General features: G+C 61.7%; 18 protein-coding genes. 13 read left to right on the top strand and 5 right to left on the bottom strand.

Going from position 1 to position 18,328, the window contains the following annotated elements; genetic code table 11:
• Positions 1-155: 155 nt before the first annotated feature.
• Positions 156-638, bottom strand: coding sequence for a Bkd operon transcriptional regulator BkdR (gene bkdR / locus ACQRBV_RS17945; RefSeq protein ID WP_060756806.1), 483 nt, complete (start codon positions 636-638; stop codon positions 156-158).
• A gap of 195 nt (positions 639-833) precedes the next feature.
• Here bkdR and ACQRBV_RS17940 point away from each other — a divergent pair, with 195 nt between their 5' ends.
• The 6 genes from ACQRBV_RS17940 (at position 834) to ACQRBV_RS17915 (ending at position 7,441) form a co-directional block, all read left to right on the top strand.
• Positions 834-2,069 (top strand): 3-methyl-2-oxobutanoate dehydrogenase (2-methylpropanoyl-transferring) subunit alpha, encoded by a 1,236-nt coding sequence (locus ACQRBV_RS17940; protein ID WP_060756807.1) that lies wholly within the window; start codon positions 834-836, stop codon positions 2,067-2,069.
• 1 nt (position 2,070) lies between these two features.
• A complete protein-coding gene (locus ACQRBV_RS17935) occupies positions 2,071-3,129 on the top strand; it encodes an alpha-ketoacid dehydrogenase subunit beta (protein WP_090370010.1) in 1,059 nt (352 codons plus the stop codon).
• A complete protein-coding gene (locus tag ACQRBV_RS17930; protein WP_411985041.1) occupies positions 3,130-4,392 on the top strand; it encodes a dihydrolipoamide acetyltransferase family protein in 1,263 nt (420 codons plus the stop codon). It abuts the gene before it with no gap.
• A 4-nt stretch (positions 4,393-4,396) separates the two neighbouring features.
• Positions 4,397-5,776 carry a dihydrolipoyl dehydrogenase gene (gene lpdA / locus ACQRBV_RS17925; protein WP_411985040.1) on the top strand — a complete coding sequence of 460 codons (1,380 nt, stop codon included), beginning with the start codon at positions 4,397-4,399 and terminating at the stop codon, positions 5,774-5,776.
• Between the two features lie 194 nt (positions 5,777-5,970).
• Complete coding sequence (locus ACQRBV_RS17920) at positions 5,971-6,990, top strand: branched-chain amino acid aminotransferase (protein ID WP_090370004.1); 1,020 nt, start codon at positions 5,971-5,973, stop codon at positions 6,988-6,990.
• Between the two features lie 172 nt (positions 6,991-7,162).
• Positions 7,163-7,441 (top strand): hypothetical protein, encoded by a 279-nt coding sequence (locus ACQRBV_RS17915; protein WP_161549231.1) that lies wholly within the window; start codon positions 7,163-7,165, stop codon positions 7,439-7,441.
• Positions 7,442-7,481: 40 nt separating this feature from the next.
• Here ACQRBV_RS17915 and ACQRBV_RS17910 read toward each other — a convergent pair whose 3' ends face one another.
• Entirely contained in the window at positions 7,482-8,369 is an 888-nt protein-coding gene (locus ACQRBV_RS17910; RefSeq protein WP_411985039.1) for a GNAT family acetyltransferase, read from the bottom strand.
• A gap of 217 nt (positions 8,370-8,586) precedes the next feature.
• On the opposite strand from ACQRBV_RS17910, the gene ctlX reads away from it, so the two are divergent.
• From ctlX to ACQRBV_RS17875, 7 genes are all read left to right on the top strand, one after another.
• Entirely contained in the window at positions 8,587-9,513 is a 927-nt protein-coding gene (gene ctlX / locus ACQRBV_RS17905) for a citrulline utilization hydrolase CtlX (RefSeq protein WP_090369999.1), read from the top strand.
• Between the two features lie 11 nt (positions 9,514-9,524).
• Positions 9,525-10,571: an ornithine cyclodeaminase gene (locus ACQRBV_RS17900; RefSeq protein ID WP_411985038.1), complete on the top strand. Its 1,047-nt coding sequence runs from the start codon at positions 9,525-9,527 to the stop codon at positions 10,569-10,571.
• Between the two features lie 244 nt (positions 10,572-10,815).
• Positions 10,816-11,595 (top strand): ABC transporter substrate-binding protein, encoded by a 780-nt coding sequence (locus ACQRBV_RS17895; protein WP_060756814.1) that lies wholly within the window; start codon positions 10,816-10,818, stop codon positions 11,593-11,595.
• A gap of 170 nt (positions 11,596-11,765) precedes the next feature.
• Positions 11,766-12,467, top strand: coding sequence for an ABC transporter permease (locus ACQRBV_RS17890; RefSeq protein WP_205343568.1), 702 nt, complete (start codon positions 11,766-11,768; stop codon positions 12,465-12,467).
• Positions 12,464-13,177, top strand: a complete 714-nt coding sequence (locus tag ACQRBV_RS17885; protein ID WP_060756816.1) for an ABC transporter permease — start codon at positions 12,464-12,466, stop codon at positions 13,175-13,177. Before ACQRBV_RS17890 ends, ACQRBV_RS17885 begins: the two co-directional genes overlap by 4 nt.
• Before the next feature lie 3 nt (positions 13,178-13,180).
• Complete coding sequence (locus ACQRBV_RS17880; RefSeq protein ID WP_411985037.1) at positions 13,181-14,011, top strand: ABC transporter ATP-binding protein; 831 nt, start codon at positions 13,181-13,183, stop codon at positions 14,009-14,011.
• A gap of 4 nt (positions 14,012-14,015) precedes the next feature.
• Entirely contained in the window at positions 14,016-14,513 is a 498-nt protein-coding gene (locus ACQRBV_RS17875; RefSeq protein ID WP_060756818.1) for an Lrp/AsnC family transcriptional regulator, read from the top strand.
• A 302-nt stretch (positions 14,514-14,815) separates the two neighbouring features.
• Here ACQRBV_RS17875 and ACQRBV_RS17870 read toward each other — a convergent pair whose 3' ends face one another.
• The 3 genes from ACQRBV_RS17870 to ACQRBV_RS17860 all read right to left on the bottom strand — a co-directional run bounded on the left by ACQRBV_RS17870 (position 14,816) and on the right by ACQRBV_RS17860 (position 18,295).
• Positions 14,816-15,640: a TIGR03915 family putative DNA repair protein gene (locus ACQRBV_RS17870; RefSeq protein ID WP_060756819.1), complete on the bottom strand. Its 825-nt coding sequence runs from the start codon at positions 15,638-15,640 to the stop codon at positions 14,816-14,818.
• Positions 15,637-16,857, bottom strand: a complete 1,221-nt coding sequence (locus tag ACQRBV_RS17865) for a putative DNA modification/repair radical SAM protein (protein ID WP_060756820.1) — start codon at positions 16,855-16,857, stop codon at positions 15,637-15,639. The genes ACQRBV_RS17870 and ACQRBV_RS17865 overlap by 4 nt, the downstream gene beginning before the upstream one ends.
• Before the next feature lie 100 nt (positions 16,858-16,957).
• The gene (locus tag ACQRBV_RS17860; RefSeq protein WP_060756821.1) at positions 16,958-18,295 is read right to left on the bottom strand and encodes a lysine N(6)-hydroxylase/L-ornithine N(5)-oxygenase family protein; all 1,338 of its coding nucleotides are present in this window, start codon (positions 18,293-18,295) and stop codon (positions 16,958-16,960) included.
• Positions 18,296-18,328 lie beyond the last annotated feature (33 nt).

Here is an 18,328-nt window from a genome sequence, read left to right as displayed (position 1 = left end):
CGCGTAGGACGCGGCCTGACGAGTACGACTGTGTACAAGTGAAGGTGAAAAAAGTGTGACTGTCCAAGTCGTTTTTTATTGAAACCGCCCAATAAAAAAGTGCGATTATTTACTTAGCTAAACATCAAAAAACCGGCTCTTGCGGTTATTAACCGTCACACCATCAGCCCATCCCGCGGCAATGGCAGTGCCGTTTTATACCGCACTTGTTTGAGGGCAAAACTGGAGCGGATATTGGCTACGCCCGGTACCTTGGTCAGAAAGTCCATCATGAAACGCTCCAATGACTGGATCGTCGGCACCAGCACCCTGATCAGGTAGTCCGGATCACCGGCCATCAGGTAACACTCCATCACTTCCGGACGGTCTGCAATCGCCCCTTCGAACTGCTGCAACGCCAGTTCATTCTGCTTTTCCAGGCTGACATGAATGAACACATTCACGTGCAGCCCCAGCAGGTCGGCGTCGAGCAACGTGACCTGCTCGCGAATCAGCCCCAGCTCCTCCATCGCCTTCACCCGGTTGAAACACGGCGTGGGCGACAGGTTCACCGAACGCGCCAGGTCGGCGTTGGTGATGCGAGCGTTCTCCTGCAATGCGTTGAGAATGCCGATATCGGTACGGTCCAGTTTGCGCATGAGACAAAATCACCTGTTTATTATGTTTATGTAGTTTTTTTATCCGCAAATGATCTCGGGTGCAATGAAACAGAGATAAATATTCTTCTACGCCACGCCTATGATTGTTGTAGGACAAGATTTCTCCTACCCGGAGTCTGACTGTCAGCTAGCGCGCCCACTACAAGAAATTCACAAGATAGAGCGTAGAAAGCCATGACCCAGCAGTACGAACCGCTGCGCCTGCACGTTCCCGAACCCTCGGGCCGCCCAGGCTGCAAGACCGACTTTACCTACCTGCGCCTGAACGACGCCGGCCTGGTGCGCAAACCCGCCATCGACATAGAACCCGCTGACACCGCCGACCTGGCCAAAGGCCTGATCCGTGTGCTCGACGACCAGGGCCAGGCGCTTGGCCCGTGGGCCGAAGACGTCTCGGTCGAGATCATGCGCCGCGGCATGCGTGCCATGCTCAAGACGCGGATTTTCGACAACCGCATGGTGGTCGCCCAGCGTCAGAAGAAAATGTCGTTCTACATGCAAAGCCTCGGCGAAGAAGCCATCGGCAGTGCCCAGGCCCTGGCCTTGAACATCGACGACATGTGCTTCCCCACCTACCGTCAGCAAAGCATCCTGATGGCCCGCGAAGTGCCGCTGGTGGACCTGATCTGCCAACTGCTATCCAACGAGCGCGACCCACTCAAGGGCCGCCAGCTGCCGATCATGTATTCGGTGAAAGATGCCGGTTTCTTTACTATTTCCGGCAACCTCGCCACCCAATTCGTACAAGGCGTGGGCTGGGGCATGGCCTCGGCGATCAAGGGCGATACCAAGATCGCGTCGGCCTGGATCGGCGACGGCGCCACCGCCGAGGCCGACTTCCACACTGCTCTCACCTTCGCTCACGTGTACCGTGCGCCCGTGATCCTCAACGTGGTCAACAACCAGTGGGCCATCTCCACCTTCCAGGCCATCGCCGGCGGTGAAGCCACGACCTTCGCCGGACGCGGCGTCGGCTGCGGTATCGCCTCGCTGCGCGTGGACGGCAACGACTTCATCGCGGTGTACGCCGCCTCCGCCTGGGCCGCCGAGCGTGCGCGGCGCAACCTGGGGCCGACCCTGATCGAATGGGTCACCTACCGCGCCGGCCCGCACTCGACCTCTGATGATCCGTCGAAATACCGCCCTGCCGACGACTGGAGCCACTTCCCCCTGGGTGATCCGATTGCGCGCCTCAAGCAGCACCTGATCCGGATTGGCCAGTGGTCCGAAGAGGAACATGCGGCGGTCAGCGCCGAACTTGAAGCCGAAGTGATCGCCGCGCAAAAACAGGCCGAACAGTACGGCACCCTCGCCGGCGGCCAGATTCCAAGCGCCGCGACCATGTTCGAAGACGTCTACAAAGAGATGCCGGAGCACTTGAAGCGCCAGCGTCAAGAGTTGGGGATCTGACATGAACGATCACAACAACAGCATCGAATTGGAAACCGCCATGACCACCACCACCATGACCATGATCCAGGCCCTGCGCTCGGCCATGGATGTGATGCTTGAACGTGACGACAACGTGGTGGTGTTCGGCCAGGACGTGGGTTACTTCGGCGGCGTGTTCCGTTGCACCGAAGGCTTGCAGAACAAGTACGGCAGTTCGCGGGTGTTCGACGCGCCGATCTCGGAAAGCGGGATTATCGGCGTGGCCGTGGGCATGGGTGCCTATGGCCTGCGCCCGGTGGCCGAGATCCAGTTCGCCGACTACGTCTACCCCGCCACCGACCAGATCATCTCGGAAGCTGCGCGCCTGCGTTATCGCTCGGCCGGCCAGTTCACGGCGCCGCTGACCATGCGCATGCCCTGCGGCGGTGGCATTTACGGTGGCCAGACCCACAGCCAGAGTATCGAAGCGGTGTTCACCCAAGTCTGCGGCCTGCGCACGGTGATGCCTTCCAACCCTTATGACGCCAAGGGCCTGCTGATCGCCTCGATCGAAAACGATGACCCGGTGATCTTCCTGGAGCCCAAGCGCCTGTACAACGGCCCGTTCGATGGCCATCACGATCGTCCGGTCACGCCGTGGTCGAAACACCCGCAAGCACAAGTGCCGGACGGTTACTACACCGTGCCGCTGGACGTGGCCGCCATCGTGCGTCCCGGCTCTGCCGTGACCGTGCTGACCTACGGCACCACCGTGTATGTGTCCCAGGTCGCCGCCGAAGAAACCGGCATCGACGCCGAGGTCATCGACCTGCGCAGCCTGTGGCCGCTGGACCTGGACACCATCGTCAAGTCGGTGAAAAAGACCGGCCGTTGTGTGGTGGTGCATGAAGCCACGCGCACCTGCGGTTTTGGTGCCGAGTTGGTGTCACTGGTGCAAGAGCATTGCTTCCATCACCTGGAAGCGCCGATCGAACGCGTCACCGGTTGGGACACCCCCTACCCGCACGCGCAGGAGTGGGCGTATTTCCCAGGGCCGTCTCGAGTGGGCGCGGCGTTGAAACGGGTCATGGAGGTCTGAATGGGCACGCACGTTATCAAGATGCCGGACATTGGCGAAGGCATCGCAGAAGTTGAACTGTCGGTCTGGCATGTGAAGGTCGGCGACCTGGTGGTTGAAGACCAGGTGCTGGCGGATGTGATGACCGACAAGGCGATGGTGGACATTCCCTCGCCGGTACACGGCAGGGTGATTTCCCTCGGTGGCGAGCCGGGCGAGGTCATGGCGGTGGGCAGTATCCTGATCAGCATTGAAGTGGAAGGTGCGGGGAACGCCAAGGACGCGCCGGCAGCGGCGGAGCCGGTCAAGGCGGCGCCCGCCCCCGTTGTCGAGGCCAAGCCGGCACCCGCTGCCGCTGAAACCAGGGCGGCGGCCAAGCCTGCGCCCGCGCCCGTCGCCCGCGAAGCCGGTGAGCGCCCCCTGGCCTCCCCTGCCGTGCGCAAACATGCACTGGATGCGGGTATCCAACTGCGCCTGGTGCAGGGCACGGGCCCGGCCGGCCGGATCCTGCACGAAGACCTCGACGCCTACCTGCAACAAGGCACGGCAAAGGCATCGACGGCCGCCAACCCCTACGCCGAACGCCACGACGAAGCACAGATCCCGGTGATCGGCATGCGCCGCAAGATCGCCCAGCGCATGCAGGATGCGACCCGCCGCGCCGCGCATTTCAGCTATGTGGAAGAAATCGACGTCACGGCTCTGGAGGAGCTGCGCGTGCACCTCAATGAGAAGCACGGCGCGACTCGCGGCAAGCTGACCCTGCTGCCGTTTATCGTGCGTGCGATGGTGGTGGCACTGCGCGACTTCCCGCAGATCAACGCACGCTACGACGACGAAGCCCAGGTCATCACCCGCCTTGGCGCGGTGCATGTGGGCGTCGCCACGCAGAGCGACGTGGGTTTGATGGTGCCGGTGGTGCGTCACGCCGAGGCGCGCAGCCTGTGGAGCACTGCCGAAGAAATCGCGCGTTTGGCCACCGCCGCACGCAACGGCAAGGCCAGCCGCGATGAGCTGTCCGGTTCGAGCATTACCCTGACCAGCCTGGGTGCATTGGGCGGCATCGTCAGCACCCCGGTGCTGAACCTGCCGGAGGTGGCGATTGTCGGCGTCAACCGCATGGTCGAGCGGCCGATGGTGATCAAGGGCCAGATCGTGGTGCGCAAGATGATGAACCTTTCCAGTTCCTTCGATCACCGTGTGGTCGATGGCATGGACGCGGCGCAATTCATCCAGGCCATTCGCGGCCTGCTCGAACAACCCGCCAGCCTGTTCCTGGAGTAAGGGCATGACTCAGACATTGAACACCACGCTGCTGATCATTGGCGGCGGCCCCGGCGGTTATGTGGCGGCGATCCGCGCTGGCCAACTGGGCATCCCGACCATTCTGGTGGAAGGCCAGGCCCTGGGCGGCACTTGCCTGAACATCGGCTGCATCCCGTCCAAGGCGCTGATCCATGTGGCCGAGCAGTTCCAGCAAACCGTGCACCACAGCCAGGGTTCGCCGTTGGGTATCGAAGTGGATGTGCCGACCCTGGACATCCGCAAAAGCGTGGAATGGAAAGACGGCATCGTCGACCGCCTGACCACCGGCGTCGCTGCACTGCTGAAGAAGCACAAAGTGCAGGTGATCCACGGTTGGGCCAAGGTGGTGGACGGCAAGACCGTCGAGGTGGGCGAGCAGCGTATCCACTGCGAACACCTGCTGCTGGCCACCGGCTCGAAAAGCGTCAACCTGCCGATGCTGCCGATTGGCGGCCCGGTCATCTCCTCCACCGAAGCCTTGGCGCCCACCCGTGTGCCCAAGCGCTTGATCGTGGTCGGTGGCGGGTACATCGGCCTGGAGCTGGGGATTGCCTACCGCAAGCTCGGCGCCGAGGTCAGTGTAGTCGAGGCGCAAGACCGCATTCTGCCGGCCTACGACGCCGAGCTGACGCAACCGGTGCACGAATCCCTCAGGCAGTTGGGCGTGAAGCTGTACCTCAAGCACAGCGTCACCGGTTTCGAGCACAACCGCCTGCAAGTGCGTGATCCGAATGGCGACACGGTGTCGCTGGAGACGGATCAGGTGCTGGTGGCCGTAGGTCGCAAACCCAACACCCAAGGCTGGAACCTCGAAGCGTTGAATCTGGACATGAACGGCGCGGCGATCAAGGTCGACCGGCATTGCCAGACCAGCATGCGCAACGTGTGGGCTATCGGCGACCTGAGCGGCGAGCCGATGCTGGCGCATCGGGCCATGGCCCAGGGTGAGATGGTCGCCGAACTGATCAGCGGCAAACACCGCGAATTCAACCCGGCGGCGATCCCTGCCGTGTGCTTTACCGATCCTGAATTGGTGGTGGTCGGCAAGACCCCGGATGAGGCCAAGGCGGCGGGCCTGGATTGCATCGTGTCGAGCTTCCCGTTCGCGGCCAATGGCCGGGCCATGACCCTGGAGTCGAAAACCGGCTTCGTACGGGTGGTGGCACGGCGTGACAATCACCTGATTGTCGGTTGGCAAGCCGTGGGGGTCGGTGTGTCCGAATTGTCCACGGCCTTCGGCCTGAGCCTGGAAATGGGGGCGCGCCTGGAAGACGTGGCCGGCACCATCCATGCTCACCCGACCCTGGGTGAAGCGGTACAGGAAGCGGCGCTGCGGGCCTTGGGGCATGCCTTGCACCTTTGACCGGAACGGTTTCCGTGGCGAGGGAGCTTGCTCCCGCTGGGGTGCGAAGCGCCCCCAAAAGCTGGCGACTGCTACGCAGTCGAGCGGGAGCAAGCTCCCTCGCCACCATCAGCCCGCTCCCACACACAGCCAGAATGCAGTATTGTTGTGCCCATTCAGAAAAAAACCGACTTGACCAGAGATTAGAGGGTGTCATGGGTAACGAGAGCATCAATTGGGACAAGCTGGGTTTTGACTACATCAAGACCGACAAGCGGTTTCTCCAGGTCTGGAAAAACGGCGAATGGCAAGAAGGCACCCTGACCGACGACAACGTGCTGCACATCAGCGAGGGCTCCACTGCCCTGCACTATGGCCAGCAGTGCTTCGAGGGCCTCAAGGCCTACCGTTGCAAGGACGGCTCGATCAACCTGTTCCGCCCGGACCAGAACGCCGCCCGCATGCAACGCAGCTGTGCACGCCTGCTGATGCCGCATGTACCGACCGACGTGTTCATCGAAGCCTGCAAGCAAGTGGTCAAGGCCAACGAGCGGTTCATCCCGCCGTATGGCAGCGGCGGCGCGCTGTACCTGCGCCCGTTCGTGATCGGCACCGGTGACAACATCGGCGTGCGCACCGCACCGGAGTTCATCTTCTCGGTGTTCTGCATCCCGGTCGGCGCCTATTTCAAAGGTGGCCTGACGCCTCACAACTTCCAGATCTCCAGCTTCGACCGCGCCGCGCCACAAGGCACCGGTGCCGCCAAGGTCGGAGGCAACTACGCCGCCAGCCTGATGCCAGGTTCCGAAGCGAAGAAATCCGGCTTCGCCGACGCGATCTACCTGGACCCGATGACCCATTCGAAAATCGAAGAAGTCGGTTCGGCGAACTTCTTCGGGATCACCCACGACAACCAGTTCATCACGCCGAAGTCGCCTTCGGTACTGCCAGGCATCACCCGCCTGTCGCTGATCGAACTGGCCAAGACCCGCCTGGGCCTGGAAGTGGTCGAGGGCGAAGTGTTCATCGACAAACTGGATCAGTTCAAGGAAGCCGGTGCCTGCGGTACCGCCGCCGTGATCTCGCCAATCGGCGGTATCCAGTACAACGGCAAGCTGCATGTGTTCCACAGCGAGACCGAAGTCGGCCCGATCACCCAGAAGCTCTACAAAGAGCTGACCGGTGTGCAGACCGGTGATGTTGAAGCGCCGGAAGGTTGGATCGTCAAGGTTTGAAAATGACCTGAACGTTCCGTTTCAGAAAAGGCCCGTTCCCCTCTTTCGGTGGATGGGCTTTTTTTATGTTGTGAAGCACTGGATACCTAATCACCTGTGAAGTCTGACAGTAGACAGTAAAAATCGCCGCGCCTAACTTGGGTCTCCCTTCTAAACCAAGCAGGAGCCTATTATGGCGATCTATGAATTACGCGTTTCGGCAGAGGATTTCGAGAACGACGGTAGCAAGGAAATCGTTATGGAAACGTACATTAACGGCGATCTGGATTGGGCGGTTTACGCGTCGTCCAGCAAACACGACGGTAACTACGACACCGCCTCGGCGCCGGATGACGTCGACGGCGATGGTGACTACGATGACGATGACAAGGCGCATTACCTCCATGTCGCCAACGCTTTCGCCAAAATGACAGCCTATGCCATGAAGAAACGAAAAAAGGCGAAAAAATAAATATCACCCGGCATGATCAGGTTGCCGTCGATCATGCGCCTCAACCGTTGATGTTTTCCGTAATCTTCTTGCCCATGCTGATCCTCGATTCCACCCCATACCCCAGCGCCTCGTAGAACCCCACCACCGCATCATTACCGCCGGTGATCTGCAGGTTGATCTTCATGCAGCCCAACGCCGTCAACGCCTGCTCCGCATGGCGCACCAGCGACGACCCCAGGCCATGACGCCGATAGTCCGCGTGCACCGCCACCGAATACAGCCAACCACGATGGCCGTCGTAGCCGGCAAGCACAGTCCCAATCACGGCCTTTTTGTCTGTCGCGACGAAGAACAACCCATCATTGACCGCCAGCTTCTTATCGATCGCCAGGCTCGGCAGGTTATGCGCAGTGTCATAGCCAAACGCCTCCTGCCACAACGCGATCACCTGTGCGCGGTGCTGACGGTCACGGTACAGCCCGATGGGGTGGCGTGATAACAGGGTTTTCTCCATCACCAGCGTGCGCTCGTTGCCGTGGTAAACGTCGCGCACCGTATGAAACCCCAGCTTGGTGTAGAACGGCTCGGCGGTCAGCGAGGACGGCACGCTCAGGGTCGTCACCCCGGCTTCGCGGGCACGCAGTTCGATTTCAATCATCAATAGCCGGCCAATGCCCTGCCCTTGCAGTGCCGGGTTGACGAACACCGAGCGCACCACATTGGCGTCGAGGGCAGCGGTGGCGACGATCATTTGATCCTGGACCGCCACCAGCACGACGCGGCGCTTGAGCAGCTCCAGCACGGCATCCGGTGTGAAGTTGCTCGCCACGCGAGCGATCACATCCGCCGGGTAATCCCGTGCATTGCTGCTGTGCAAGGCGGCGAGGATGACCTGGCTGATGCCTTCGGCATCTGAGGCTTGAGCGAGACGAACGGCGGTAGACATGATTCCTCCTGCCTGACACGGCTATGACAGACGCCACAATACCAATGTCGCACCGGCCCTCCCACCGTTTGAGCGCATTTCACTCCAACAGCCGATTCGGCTGCCACACCCCGCCTTTCAGCTTTCCCGGCTGGGCCACCTGGTTGTTTCAGCCGGGATTCACCCAGCACAACGCACAAAATAGCGTCACCGCTCACCCCATGGATTTCGTGCCCCCATGCAAACCACCAACACCGTCCTGATGATTCGCCCGGCGCGCTTTGCCTTCAACCCGGACACCGCGATCAACAACCACTTCCAGCGCCCACCCCTCGACCCATCAGGCGCGCAGCACAAAGCGCTGGAAGAGTTCGACGGTTATGTCGATACGCTGCGCCGGCATGGCGTGGAGGTACTGGTGGTGCAGGACACGCCGGCGCCCCACACGCCCGACTCGATTTTCCCGAATAACTGGTGGAGCAGCCACGCCGACGGCAGCCTGGTGCTGTACCCGATGGAAGGCCAGAACCGACGACTGGAACGCGACAAGGGTGTGTTGCAGATACTGGAGCAGCGTTTTGCAATCCACCACACCATTGACCTCAGTCACCTGGAACAACAGAACATTTTCCTCGAAGGCACCGGCAGCATGGTGCTCGACCGCCAGCACCGCATCAGCTACGCCTGCCACTCCGGGCGCACGCACCAGGACGCCCTGCGCCAGTTCGCCGAACGCCTCGACTACCGACTGTGCGTGTTCCACGCCGTGGACCGTCACCAGGCGCCGATCTACCACAGCAACGTGATGATGAGCGTCGGTCGCGACCTCTCGGTGGTGTGCCTGCAGGCCCTGCCCGACGCCACTGAACGCCAGGCCCTGGAACGCTCCCTGCGCGACACCGGCAAAGACATCCTCAGCCTCGACTTCGACCAGCTCGAAGCCTTCGCCGGCAACATGCTCGAAGTGCATGACCGTGACGGCCAGCCGCTGCTGGTGATGTCCGCCAGCGCCTGGGGCGCGCTGCAACCGGCACAGCGCCAGCACGTGGAGCGCCACACGCGCCCCGTGGTGGTGAACATCGACAACATCGAACGCATCGGTGGCGGCAGTGCCCGCTGCATGCTGGCGGAAGTGCACTTGCCTGCCCGCCCCTCATTTCAATAAGGAGTCTTGCCATGACCCGTTACATCGACGTCAACGACCTCTGCTACCTGGTCTCGCAGAAGGGCCTGCCCACCTGCATCAGCGAAATGGCCGAGTACATCCGCGCCGACTACCTGCGCTGGCCGGATTTCGAAAAATGCGCACGCCTGGCCAACCACTCGCCGGACGGCGTGATCGAGTTGATGCCGGTGTCCGACGCCTCGCTGTACGCCTTCAAATACGTCAACGGCCACCCGAAAAACACCCTGGCCGGCCTGCTCACCGTGATGGCCTTCGGTGCCCTGGGCGATGTGGATACCGGCCAGCCGGTGCTGCTCGCGGAAATGACCCTGACCACCGCCATCCGCACCGCCGCCACCTCAGCGCTGGTGGCGCGCTACCTGGCTCGCGACAACAGCCGCAGCATGGCGTTGATCGGCAACGGCTCACAAAGTGAATTCCAGGCCGTGGCGTTCCACGCCATGCTCGGCATCAATGAAATCCGCCTGTTCGATATCGACGCCCAGGCCACCGCCAAACTCGCCGCCAACCTCAAGGCGTTCCCGGCGATCAAGGTGATCCTGGCCGGCAGCGTGGCCGAAGCGGTCAAAGGTGCGGACATCGTCACCACCGTGACCGCCGACAAGGCCTACGCGACCATTCTCACCGACGACATGATCGAACCGGGCATGCACCTGAATGCCGTGGGCGGCGATTGCCCGGGCAAGACCGAGCTGGACCGACGTATCGTCGAGCGCGCCCGGGTGATCGTCGAGTACGAACCGCAGAGCCGCATCGAAGGCGAAATCCAGCAAATGCCGCAAGATTCGCCGGTCACCGAACTGTGGCAGGTGATCAACGGCCGGCAGCCAGGCCGCGAGAACGCGCGCCAGGTCACCCTGTTCGATTCGGTGGGCTTTGCCATCGAAGACTATTCGGCGCTGCGCTATGTGCTGGATGTGGCCAAGGCCCAGGAGGTTGGCCGTGAACTGGAGCTGGTGCCGGACCTGGCCGACCCGAAAGACCTGTACGCACGGCTGGCCCAACAACCGGCGGCACAGCAGAAAAAGCGCGCCTGAGACCGCTCTGGCCTGCCGCTTCACGCCCGAGGCAGGCGAGAATTCCAGCTTTGACAAGCCGATTCAGCCCGTGCAACAGCCGATTCCGCTGCATTGCACTTTTTAACAGCGCAATTTGCGCTTTATGCAGGGGGTAAACGACACAAAAAACGCACCACCATGGAGCATTCTCTGCGCCGACGAGAAGGATGTTTCAACTTTATGACTGCCCCTGACATCAATTACAAAACATAGGGACTCCACCATGACTTCACTGCGATCACTCTTCGCTGCATTGCTGTTGCCACTGTGCGCCACCGCCGCCCATGCGCAAGACTGGAAAGAAATCCGCTTCGGCGTGTTCCCCGAGTATCCCCCCTTCGAGTCCGTCGCCGCCGACGGCAGCCTGCAAGGCTTCGATATTGAATTGGGCAATGCGATCTGCGCCAAGCTCGAGGTCAAATGCACCTGGGTGCATAACGAATTCGACGGCATGATCCCGGCCCTGCGGGCGCGCAAGTTCGACGCAATCATGTCGTCCATGGCCGTGACCCCGGCCCGCGAGAAGGTCATCGACTTCAGCGACCGGCTGTTCCTCAGCCCGACCTCGGTGATCACGCGCAAAAGCGCCGACTTCGGCGACACCCCGCAATCATTGAAGGGCAAGCAAGTGGGCGTGCTGCAGGGCTCGCTGCAGGAAGCCTATGCCCGTGCGCAGTTGGCCAAGCTGGGGGCGCAGATCAAGGCGTACCAGTCCCAGGAGCAGAACTACGCCGACCTGCAAAACGGTCGCCTCGATGCCACCCTGACCGACAAGCTCGAAGCCCAGCTCAACTTCCTGTCCAAGCCCGAAGGCGCCGACTTCAAGACCGGCCCGGCCTTCAAGGACCCGACCCTGCCCCTGGATATCGCCATGGGCCTGCGCAAGAACGATCAGCAGTTGCGTGAGCTGATCAACAAAGGCATCGCCGCGGTGCAGGCTGATGGCACCTATGCGCAAATCCAGAAGAAGTACTTCGGCGATCAGGACATCTACCACGAGTGATGCCAACCCCGACCCTGTGAGAGAAGGCTTATGTGGGAGGGGGCTTGCCCCCGATGAGGACATGCCAGTCGACACATGCATTGACTGACCCACCGCTATCGGGAGCAAGCCCCCTCCCACAGAAGCCCGCTCCCACGAGGGTATGTCCGGGCCCTTTAGAGACCTCCCCCATGAACGAATTCCTCAATTTGCAGGGCTACGGCCCGATGCTGGCTCAAGGCGCGTGGATGACGCTCAAGCTGGCGTTCCTGGCACTGGCCCTGAGCCTCACCCTCGGCCTGATTGCCGCCGGCGCCAAACTGTCCAGCGCCCGATGGCTGCGCGTGCCGGCCACGCTGTACACCACGCTGATCCGCAGCGTGCCGGACCTGGTGCTGATCCTGCTGATTTTCTACAGCTTGCAACTGTGGCTCAACGACCTGAGTGAAGTGTTCGGCTGGGACTACTTGGAAATCGACCCGTTCACCGCCGGGGTGATCACCCTGGGCTTTATCTACGGCGCGTATTTCACCGAAAACTTTCGCGGTGCGATCCTCAGTGTGCCGGTCGGTCAGTTGGAAGCCGCGACCGCCTATGGCTTGAACCGCTGGCAGCGTTTTCACCTGGTGCTGTTCCCGCAGTTGATGCGCTTCGCCCTGCCGGGCCTGGGCAATAACTGGCTGGTGCTGCTCAAATCCACGGCGCTGGTGTCGATCATCGGCTTGTCGGATCTGGTCAAGGCCGCCCAGAACGCCGGCAAGACCACTAACGAACCGTTGTATTTCCTGATCCTCGCGGGCTTGGTGTATCTGGTGATCACCACCTTGTCCAACCGCGTCCTCAAGCGCCTCGAACGACGCTATAACCTCGGCATCAAGGGGATGGCACGATGATCGAACTGTTCCAGCAATACGGCCTGGCCTACCTGTTCAGCGATGGCACGGGCCTGTCCGGCGTGGCCATGACCTTGTGGCTGTTTATTGTTTCGGTGGTGCTGGGCTTTGCGCTGTCGATACCCTTGGCACTGGCTCGCGTTTCGGAGCACTGCTGGTTGCGATGGCCGGTGGAGGTCTACACCTACCTGTTTCGCGGCACACCGCTGTATATCCAACTGCTGATTTGCTACACCGGGCTTTACAGCCTGGAAGTGGTGCAGGACAACGCGCTGCTCAACCAGTTTTTCCGCAATGCGCTGAACTGCACCCTGCTCGCCTTCGTACTCAACACTTGCGCCTACACCGTGGAGATTTTCGCCGGGGCGATCCGCAATATTCCCTACGGTGAAATCGAAGCGGCCCGCGCCTATGGCCTGCACGGCTGGCGGCTCAATCTGTTTGTGGTAGTGCCGGCGGCATTGCGCCGCGCATTGCCGGCCTACAGCAACGAAATGATCCTGATGCTGCACGCCACCTCACTGGCGTTCACCGCCACCGTCGCCGACATCCTCAAGGTGGCCCGCGACGCGAATGCCGAGACGTTCCTGACGTTCCAGGCGTTCGGCATCGCCGCTCTGCTCTACATGCTGCTGTCCTTTGCACTGGTGGGCCTGTTTCGACTGGCCGAACGTCGCTGGATGCGCTTCCTTGTTTCTACCCGAGGCTAACCCATGAATCAGTCCGCACAGGCCCTGGCCGCTTACCCGCTCGATGTACCCGTTGCCACACCCGCAACCGCGGCTATCAAGTTGCAAGTCGAAGGCATCCACAAACGCTACGGCGAACACGAAGTGCTCAAGGGCGTGTCCCTCAACGCCCGCAACGGCGACGTGATCAGCCTGATCGGCGCCAGCGGCTCGGGCAAGAGCACCCTGCTGCGGTGCGTCAACTTTCTCGAACAGCCGGACGCCGGGGTGATCACCCTGGACGGCATCAGTATCAAAATGCAGCCCGGCCGCGCCGGCACCCGTGCGCCCCACCCGGCGCAACTGCATAACCTGCGCACACGCCTGGCCATGGTGTTCCAGCACTTCAACCTGTGGAGCCATATGACGGTGCTGGAGAACATCACCATGGCCCCGCGCCGGGTGCTGGGCGTCAGCGCTGCCGAGGCGCAACAACGCGCGCGTCTGTACCTGGACAAAGTCGGCCTGCCGAGCCGCGTGGCAGATCAATACCCGGCATTTCTGTCGGGTGGCCAGCAGCAACGCGTGGCCATTGCTCGGGCGCTGGCGATGGAGCCCGAGATCATTCTGTTCGATGAACCGACCTCGGCGCTGGACCCAGAACTCGTAGGAGAAGTCCTCAAAGTCATACAGACGTTGGCCGAGGAAGGCCGTACCATGCTGATGGTCACCCACGAAATGGGCTTCGCCCGCCAGGTGTCCAGCCAAGTGCTGTTTTTGCACCAGGGGCGGGTCGAGGAACAAGGCGGAGCCGACATCCTCGATCACCCCAGCAGCGAACGCTTGCAGCAATTTCTTTCCAACCGTTTGAAGTGAACTCATGGATACCAAGGCCAACGGACCCCATTCTTCCCCTGCGCTGGATCGCATCGATGAAGCGATCATCGATGTATTGCGCCACCAGGGGCGCATCACCTACGAAAAGCTCTCGTCGCTGGTGCACCTGACGCCCAGGCCCTGCCTGGAACGGGTGCGCAAGCTGGAGCGACGCGGGGTGATTCGCGGGTACGGGGCGATCATCGATGTACAGATGGTCTCGCCGGGGTTGTCGCTGCTGGTGCTGGTAGCCTTGTCCAACCAAAGCGGGCGCTCGGCGCAGAAGGCGTTCGAGGCCTGCGTCAAAGCCTGCCCGCAGGTGTTCGAATGCCAGTTGATCAGCGGACCGTTCGACTACAGCCTGCGCATGCGCTGCCGCGATATGGAGCATTACCGGGTGTTGACCGAGACCTGGTTGAACAACGATGAGTTGCACATCGACAAGTTGGTGGCACATCCGGAGTTGGCGGTGGTGAAAAACACCGCCATCGAGCTGACCTGATGTAGTGAGCGGGCTTGTCCTAATCCAGTCAGTTAAGGATTAATGCGGTCACTGTGGGAGTGGGCTTGCTCCCGATAGCGGTGGGTCAGTCGATAAACTGCTGACTGGCACACCCTCATCGGGAGCAAGCCCCCTCCCACAAGTTATTCATCGTCCGTTCTATCGCTTAACTGACTGGCATTAGGGCTTGCCCCGCGCTGGGGGGCGAAGCCGCCCCAACAAGGACGCCGTGGTGTTTCAGGAATACCCAGGTGTGCGGATTTGGGGCGGCTGTGCCACCCAGCGCGGGGCAAGCCCGCTCACTACAAGGCAATGCGTTTGCCGGGGCGGGTGCTGATCGGCGCGGCCTGTCCGTCCTTCTGTTTGCCCGTTCGCGCTTCGCTGATCAGTCCCGGTATCAATTTGCCCTCCGGCAGGTTCTTCCAGAACCGACTCGGCAAGTGCCCTTCCATGACTTTGGGGTTCAAGCGCGCCGGGTTGAAGATATGGCTGTAGTAGGTCAGCCACATGTCGCTGTGCGGGTCTTCGACAGTCTGCGCCAGTTGCCGCCACGCCTCGGGGCATTCGCGTTGATGAATCAACTGCTCGCCGTCGTAGTACACCCCGTCCAGAGGCGTGGCGATCATCCAGCGATGGCGCCCCATGCGTCCGATAAAATGCTGGCTGGCACTCTCGAGAATGTCATGGGCCGGCTCATGCCAGGCGACGTACTCCGGCAACTGCGGCCCCGCCTCGGCCGGCAGTGCAATGAACCGTACAAAGGCATGCAGGTGATGGGCTTCACGGCTCACCTGCTTGATCCGCCGCTGCAACTCGCTGCCCAACTTGTCCCCCGCCAGCATCGCCGTACGGTCACCATGGCTGACCCGCCATAGCACTTCGTACAGCAGGCTCCAGCGCTGGTCACCGTGGTAACGGGCCGCCGACTCCAGCAACACCAGCAGTGCCTTGGGAATGCGCGCCTGGAACGGCCCCAGCCCGGCAGGGATCGGTTCATCGGTGGCAAACAGGTCCGCCACCTCTGCCTCGCCCCAGCTCACCTGGCTCGGGTCGACCTGATGGCTGAGCAACCAGCGCGCCTGTTCGCGCCAGGTGCTGAACAGGTTGTCGCATTCCAGGCTGATCATCCCCATAACCCCATTTGTTGCGGCTGCGGACGGTCGCGCAACTGCTCGCGCAGCAGCACACTGCTGCTGTCGGCCTGTTGCGGGTGATAGTCACTGGTGATGAAGAACGGCTTGGCCTTGGCCAGCACGCACCGCATGCGCGCCAGGTCTTCGAAACGGATCTTGCGTTCACGTCGCAAGTCCACCAGGCGCTGGGTGGTGCGCAAGCCAATGCCGGGGATGCGGGCGATCAACGTGGGTTCGGCGCGGTTCAGGTCCAAGGGGAACACTTCGCGGTTGTCCAGGGCCCAGGCCAGCTTGGGGTCGATATCCAACGCCAGGTGGCCTGGGCCTTCAAACAGCTCGTTGGCGCTGAAACCGTAGCTGCGCAACAGGAAGTCGGCCTGGTACAAGCGGTGCTCGCGCATCAGCGGGGGTGCGGCCAGGGGCACGCTTTTCGGGCTGTTGGGAATGGGGCTGAACGCCGAGTAATAAACGCGGCGCAGCTTGAAGTTGCCATACAACGCCTCGGCGCCATGCAGGATGGTGCTGTCGTCAGTGTCATCGGCGCCGACGATCATCTGCGTGCTCTGCCCGGCCGGGGCAAAACGCGGCGCCCGGGGCTCATTGAGGACGGTCTGCTCGCCGGTGTAGATGGTGCGCATCGCCTGCTTGATCGAGCCGATCTGTTTCTCCGGTGCCAGGGTTTGCAGGCTGGCATCGGTGGGCAATTCGATATTCACGCTCAGGCGATCCGCATAGCGCCCCGCTTCGGCGATCAGCGCCGGGTCGGCTTCGGGAATGGTCTTGAGGTGGATATAGCCGCGAAAGTCATGCTCTTCGCGCAGCAGCTTGGCCACGCGCACCAACTGTTCCATGGTGTAGTCGGCCGAACGGATGATGCCGGAGCTGAGAAACAGCCCGCTGACGCAATTGCGCCGGTAGAAGTCCAGGGTCAGGGTGACCACCTCCTCCGGGCTGAAGCGTGCGCGGGGCACGTCGCTGGAGCGGCGGTTGACGCAGTACTGGCAGTCGTAGAGGCAGAAGTTGGTCAGCAACACCTTGAGCAACGACACGCAGCGACCATCCGGGGTGTAGCTGTGGCAGATGCCCATGCCATCGGTGGAACCCAGCCCGGCCTTGCCCTCGGAACTGCGCTTGGGCGCGCCACTGCTGGCGCAGGAAGCGTCGTACTTGGCGGCGTCGGCGAGGATGCTGAGTTTTTCGATCAACTGCATGGAGGGCTACCGATACTGGTTTTTTGTACAGTATCAGGAGCCGGACGGCGTTGCCAGTACCGTCTGTAGGAGCGAGCGTGCTCGCCCCTACGGCAGACGATCAGCTCGCGGTGGCGAGGAGCAGGTCCTGCACCGAACGTCCTGTGCCACGATGGCGGTCATGCTCGAACAACGAGCTCGCAATTTCGTCCGCGCGAATCGGCAGTACCGACAGCAAGGTATCGCTCAAGCCATGGCTGGCCTGGCTGAAGCCCTGGATGTAGACGCCCGCCTTGCAACGTTCATCGGTGATGATGCGGTAATCGCGGGCCACTTCGAAGTCGCCCATATAGGCCTGCAACGGCGCCAACAGTTCGCGGTGTTGCTGGCGCTCATACCCCGTGGCGAGGATGACCGCGTCGTAGTGGTTGACGCTGGTTACGCCGCTGGCGTTGTCGCGCAGGATCAGTTCAATGCCCAGCGCGCTGGCGCTGGCTTTCTCCACCACGGTCAGGGGGCGGAACGCCTGGCGGGCGATGCCGGAGACTTTCTGGCGGTAGAAGATGCCGTAGATACGCTCGATCAGGTCCAGGTCCACCACCGAGTAGTTGGTGTTCTGGTACTCGGCAACCAGCCGCTCGCGTTCGGCACCGACTTGCTGGAACACCAGGTCGGTAAAGGCCGGCGAAAACACTTCGTTGACGAACGGGCTGTCATCGGCGGGCTTGAGTGCCGAACCGCGCAGGATCATGTCGACCTGCACCGACGGGAAGCTGTCGTTCAAGTCGATAAACGCCTCGGCTGCACTCTGGCCACCGCCGATGATCGCAACACGCATCGCCTTGCCTTCGACACACGGCTGGGTGGCCATGCGCTCCAGGTAGTGAGAGTGGTGGAAGACACGGCCATCATCCTTGAGGCCCTTGAACGCTTCGGGCACGCGCGCGGTGCCACCAGGGCTGACCACCACGTTGCGGGTGGTGCGTACATGCTGCTCGCCCACCGCATCGCGGGAAATCACACGCAGCGCTTCAACCTGCTGCTGATGCAGGATCGGCTCGATGGCCAGCACTTCTTCGCCGTAGCGCGCCTGGGCCTGGAACTGCCCGGCGACCCAGCGCAGGTAGTCGTTGTACTCCATGCGGCACGGATAGAAGGTGCCCAGGTTGATGAAATCCACCAAACGGTCGTGGGCTTTCAAGTAATTGACGAAAGAGTAAGGGCTGGTGGGGTTGCGCAAGGTCACCAGGTCTTTGAGGAAAGAGATCTGCAACTCACTCTGGGTGACCAGGGTATTACCGTGCCAGCGATAGTCGGCCTGTTTGTCGAGAAACAGCACGTCCAGTTTGCCCTGGGCCTTTTCGCGCTCCTGCAGGGCGATGGCCAGCGCCAGGTTCGAAGGGCCGAAACCGATACCGATCAGGTCGTGAACCGCAGCCGAAGCAATTGCCTGTGTCATTCCAGTGTCCTCTGGATAAGCCCCTGGCGGTGG

The sequence above is a fragment of the Pseudomonas sp. R11F genome, assembly GCF_050312575.1.
Lineage (GTDB): Bacteria > Pseudomonadota > Gammaproteobacteria > Pseudomonadales > Pseudomonadaceae > Aquipseudomonas > Aquipseudomonas palleroniana.
This window is presented reverse-complemented; position numbering and strand designations above follow the sequence as displayed.

Excerpts from the sequence above, each read along its gene's own strand:
- bkdR (WP_060756806.1), bottom strand. The coding sequence starts at position 638 with ATGCGCAAACTGGACCGTACCGATATCGGCATTCTCAACGCATTGCAG.
- ACQRBV_RS17940 (WP_060756807.1), top strand. The coding sequence starts at position 834 with ATGACCCAGCAGTACGAACCGCTGCGCCTGCACGTTCCCGAACCCTCG.
- ACQRBV_RS17935 (WP_090370010.1), top strand. The coding sequence starts at position 2,071 with ATGAACGATCACAACAACAGCATCGAATTGGAAACCGCCATGACCACC.
- ACQRBV_RS17930 (WP_411985041.1), top strand. The coding sequence starts at position 3,130 with ATGGGCACGCACGTTATCAAGATGCCGGACATTGGCGAAGGCATCGCA.
- lpdA (WP_411985040.1), top strand. The coding sequence starts at position 4,397 with ATGACTCAGACATTGAACACCACGCTGCTGATCATTGGCGGCGGCCCC.
- ACQRBV_RS17920 (WP_090370004.1), top strand. The coding sequence starts at position 5,971 with ATGGGTAACGAGAGCATCAATTGGGACAAGCTGGGTTTTGACTACATC.
- ACQRBV_RS17915 (WP_161549231.1), top strand. The coding sequence starts at position 7,163 with ATGGCGATCTATGAATTACGCGTTTCGGCAGAGGATTTCGAGAACGAC.
- ACQRBV_RS17910 (WP_411985039.1), bottom strand. The coding sequence starts at position 8,369 with ATGTCTACCGCCGTTCGTCTCGCTCAAGCCTCAGATGCCGAAGGCATC.
- ctlX (WP_090369999.1), top strand. The coding sequence starts at position 8,587 with ATGCAAACCACCAACACCGTCCTGATGATTCGCCCGGCGCGCTTTGCC.
- ACQRBV_RS17900 (WP_411985038.1), top strand. The coding sequence starts at position 9,525 with ATGACCCGTTACATCGACGTCAACGACCTCTGCTACCTGGTCTCGCAG.
- ACQRBV_RS17895 (WP_060756814.1), top strand. The coding sequence starts at position 10,816 with ATGACTTCACTGCGATCACTCTTCGCTGCATTGCTGTTGCCACTGTGC.
- ACQRBV_RS17890 (WP_205343568.1), top strand. The coding sequence starts at position 11,766 with ATGAACGAATTCCTCAATTTGCAGGGCTACGGCCCGATGCTGGCTCAA.
- ACQRBV_RS17885 (WP_060756816.1), top strand. The coding sequence starts at position 12,464 with ATGATCGAACTGTTCCAGCAATACGGCCTGGCCTACCTGTTCAGCGAT.
- ACQRBV_RS17880 (WP_411985037.1), top strand. The coding sequence starts at position 13,181 with ATGAATCAGTCCGCACAGGCCCTGGCCGCTTACCCGCTCGATGTACCC.
- ACQRBV_RS17875 (WP_060756818.1), top strand. The coding sequence starts at position 14,016 with ATGGATACCAAGGCCAACGGACCCCATTCTTCCCCTGCGCTGGATCGC.
- ACQRBV_RS17870 (WP_060756819.1), bottom strand. The coding sequence starts at position 15,640 with ATGATCAGCCTGGAATGCGACAACCTGTTCAGCACCTGGCGCGAACAG.
- ACQRBV_RS17865 (WP_060756820.1), bottom strand. The coding sequence starts at position 16,857 with ATGCAGTTGATCGAAAAACTCAGCATCCTCGCCGACGCCGCCAAGTAC.
- ACQRBV_RS17860 (WP_060756821.1), bottom strand. The coding sequence starts at position 18,295 with ATGACACAGGCAATTGCTTCGGCTGCGGTTCACGACCTGATCGGTATC.